The sequence below is a fragment of the Candidatus Skiveiella danica genome (assembly GCF_022705245.1).
GTDB classification, from domain to species: Bacteria; Pseudomonadota; Gammaproteobacteria; order Burkholderiales; family Burkholderiaceae_C; genus Skiveiella; species Skiveiella danica.
In genome coordinates this window covers 1-2806 of sequence record NZ_JAKJEW010000070.1, presented here as the reverse complement: position 1 = coordinate 2806, position 2806 = coordinate 1, and the positions used below count along the sequence as shown (strand labels likewise).

Here is a 2806-nt window from a genome sequence, read left to right as displayed (position 1 = left end):
CGCGGCGTCATGCCGTTGGCAAGGGCAGCGGCCAGAAAACCACCAGCTGACACCCCCACGTAATGGTCCAGTTGGGTCAGATCAATGCCTTCAAGGGATTCATCCAGCGCGCAGAGGGCGCCGATTTCATAGATGGCACCCAACGGCCCGCCACCTGCCAGTGCCAAGGCGACCCGAGGTTTGTGGGCGCCTCGCTTGGGCTGCGGTGCTGCGGCGCGCGATGGAGGCAACGCGCGTTCGTTCGCGGGTGGGGTGACAAGGCGAAGGGAACGCGGTTTTTTCGTGCTCATGTCAGTCAGTGTAGATGGGCAAGGCCGGAATATTTGCTGCGCTGCAGCAGGTCAGGAAAACAAAAGGGGCGAACCCGTCGCCCCTTTTCTCGCTGTCATGCCGCCCGAAGGCCAACCGGGATCATTCTTTGCACCTTATGTCCCAGCCGCTTCGGTCTTGGCCGGGGCAGCTGCCTTTCGGGTCACTGCGCGCTTGGTCGCGGGTTTGGCGGCGTTCTTGACCGGCTTCGGTGCACGCTTGCCCACCGGCTTTGCCGCAACCGTCTTGGGAGCGCTTGCCTTGGCGGAAGCGGCCGCCTTGGCCGACAGCTGTTGCACGCTCTTGTTGAGCTCGTCGATGCGGGCAATCAATGCGTCCACGTCCTTGGAGGAGGGCACGCCCAGTTTGTTGAGGGCCTTGGCCACGCGTTCCTCGAAGATGTTCTCCAACTTGTCCCATTGGCCAGTGGCTTTGGACGTGATGCCGGTCGCCATGTTGGCCATCTTGCTGGTCGCCTCGGTGATCTTTTCTTCAGCTGCAGCTTGGGTCTTGCGCTGGATCGACAGGCCTTCCTTGGCCAAGGTCTCGAACACCTTGCCGCCCTCATTCTGGGCTTTGGTGAAGGCGGCCAATCCGGCCAGCCAGATCTGTTGCGCCGAATCTTTGACCGCGCCCGGAAGTTGAGCAGGGGATTTCTTCGCAGCGCTTGTTTTTTGCAGTTTCTTGACCATCAAGGCCTCCAGCAGAAAGAATACCAACCATCGAAAAGATTTCTACCATCCAAAAGACGCTAGAAATGTAGCCTGCCAATCGCTATTTGGTTAGGGATGAACTCCTAATCTTGTTGCGTCACCAACGAAGACGCAGGTTTGCTCCGAGTCGCATTACGTGCAGTGTCCGAGGGCGATTGCGAGGGCGATGCCCGGATGGAAGCGCAAGGTCGTGATCGGGTTTGACGCGTGACCCTGCGCGTGCTGGGTTGGGCTGCCCCGAGGGATGTGAACATTGGGAATGCTAGGCATTTGGCGCTGGACGAAGTACTTTTTGTTGCGACTCTCCTGGCCAGACTTCAAACGTTGCGCCAGCAGGGAGCCATACGGTGCGATGCTCAAAGTCCGATGGTGGTGATTACCTGCCACCGTACCAAGCAACAGCAGAAGTCCGGGTTCAAGAGTAGTCGTTTTTTCGTTGAGTCGAGAGATGTAGCTCGGTGAACCTGGCAGGCGGGATTCTTCCCCAACTACCGTGGGGCTTGACCTGGTTGTACTCCTGTCGCTAGGTCTCGGTGACGCTTCTGGCATGGCGCAGCGTTTCAAACCAGTGCTTGTTCAGAAACTTGTCCCTGAACTTGCCGTTGAAGCTCTCAATGTAGGCGTTTTGCATGGACCGCCTTGGCTCGATCAAGATGTGCAGGATGCACTGACTGTGCGCCCATGCCATGAAGGCCCGGCCGGTGAACTCCGGGCCGTTGCCGGTGCGCACAGCCTGCGGGTAGCCACGAAACAACGCCGCCCGATACGGTACCCGGGTCACGTATTCACCGGAAATACCAAAGTCCACCGCGATGTCGACGCTCTCGTGGCTGAAGTCATCTGCCACGGTGAGGTACTTCAGGCATCGTCCACGTGCGAGGCTGTCGATCACAAAATTCATGCTCCATACCTCGTTGACTCTATGAGGCAGCCGTAGCGGCACACGTTCCGACGCTGTTCGCTTGACCTTCTTGCGCCGGCGCTCGGCCAGCTTGGCCTGGGTGAACAGGCAGTACACGCGCTTGTGGTTCACGTCGGGGAACTCCGGGCGCAGCATGTCGTGGATAAGTTGGTAGCCGACCGTTTCGTGCTTGCATTGTCGGGCTATCTTCTTCTCAGGCTGGCGAGACGTTGACGGGCACCTGGCTGTTGTCCTGTTTGCCCAAGACGTCACAGTGCTGATGCGTCACAACGACCGAATGCGTGCCCTTCTTGGGAAAGGCAGCGCCGGCGATGATTCAACAGCCGCCAGCACAAAAGGCCGTCAATGCCACCACCTACTGAGGCTCAGTATCAAACAGTTGCCCGTCGCTTTATTCATGGCCTTGGCAACAGAGTGATGCAGCGTCTTGTGCCCGGGGCTGGCGTGCAGTGGATCAAGCTAGGCTGCTATGGGCTCGACCCTCTTGCACGACAGCGGCAGCATCCAAACGGTGCAATGGGCACTCAATCTGGCGTGACAATCTGCATCACACAGCCCGGGCATCCGATGACCCATTCAACGAGCAGTGCCTTCGGCGATGTCCATCCAATGCCCTCAAAAGGAAAGATGAATATAACAACCTATCTTTATTGACACAGCAGGTCCATCGCTTTCATGGACCGGGTCAAGGAACCAGGATAGGACGAGATGCCAGTCCAAGGCAAACTCCTCGCGACGCCGGCATCGCATCCGAAGTAGATGCAGGCACGTTGGTCCAGCTGCGTCAGCGCCCGCTCGATCTCCTCGTCACCGGCTGGGCGCCGGATGACCTGGACGCCGATCATCACTCACTCGATGGTGA

Annotated in this window: 4 protein-coding genes; all 4 read right to left on the bottom strand. The window is 58.6% G+C overall.

The genetic code is table 11. The features are described from left to right. The coding region (locus ACMUOY_RS19905) for a patatin-like phospholipase family protein (RefSeq protein ID WP_413894474.1) at positions 1 to 290 on the bottom strand (290 nt) is incomplete at its 3' end. 135 nt (positions 291 to 425) lie between these two features. Next, a complete protein-coding gene (locus ACMUOY_RS19900) occupies positions 426 to 1001 on the bottom strand; it encodes a phasin family protein (RefSeq protein WP_290732966.1) in 576 nt (191 codons plus the stop codon). A 544-nt stretch (positions 1002 to 1545) separates the two neighbouring features. Continuing rightward, positions 1546 to 2079 carry a DDE-type integrase/transposase/recombinase gene (locus ACMUOY_RS19895; RefSeq protein WP_413894473.1) on the bottom strand — a complete coding sequence of 178 codons (534 nt, stop codon included), beginning with the start codon at positions 2077 to 2079 and terminating at the stop codon, positions 1546 to 1548. Between the two features lie 58 nt (positions 2080 to 2137). Then, positions 2138 to 2257, bottom strand: coding sequence for a transposase (locus ACMUOY_RS19890; RefSeq protein ID WP_413894475.1), 120 nt, complete (start codon positions 2255 to 2257; stop codon positions 2138 to 2140). Between the last annotated feature and the right edge of the window lie 549 nt (positions 2258 to 2806).